Here is a 670-nt window from a genome sequence, read left to right on the forward strand (position 1 = left end):
CTACACACAAATCATAGGCAAAATTCGGGGCCGGGCTTATGGTACAACGATAGTGAGAAATGGCTTGAAGCCAGCGTATGGGTCTCTGTAAAAAATCCAGAGGAGACATAAGGATCACGGGATAACCACTATAAAGGGGATGGAGTATCCCGCCAATAAGTCCCATATCGTGGTATGGGGGGAGCCAGGCCATCATGGCTTGAGAATCATTCATTGCCCCTAAACATTGCTCGATCCTGTCAATGTTGTGCAGCAAATTGTTATGGGTGAGCATGATTCCTTTCGGAGAAGCGGTGGAACCGGAAGTGTATTGAAGAAAAGCCAGAGTATCACTATTGATTGTATCAGATATATCAAATCCGTTCTCACCGGATACTTCCATCCTCCCAGCATCATTGCCGCTAGCCTCATCGGTCACCAACCAGTCCAAAGAGCTCAATTCAGGCGTATCCTTTATCTGTTGTGATACCCGCGAGTAAATGCGAGAATCGGTCAGCGCAACAGCCGCTTGCGCATCTCTTACAATTACCAGAAGCCGTGATAATGATCGGTTGAAGCGGGGTGGATAAGCAGGCACCGCGATCACGCCCGCGTACAGACAGCCAAAAAAAGCGGCTACATAGTCCAGACCTGGCGGATATAAAAGAAGCGCTCGTTCACCCTTCATCCC

The 670-nt window shown here is 48.8% G+C and carries 1 protein-coding gene; it reads right to left on the bottom strand.

Annotation, left to right across the window (positions count from 1 at the left end; genetic code table 11):
* On the bottom strand, positions 1 to 670 hold a 670-nt coding region (locus GY791_02440; protein ID MCP4327281.1), incomplete at both ends, for a fatty acyl-AMP ligase.

The organism is Alphaproteobacteria bacterium (assembly GCA_024244705.1).
Lineage (GTDB): Bacteria > Pseudomonadota > Alphaproteobacteria > JAAEOK01 > JAAEOK01 > JAAEOK01.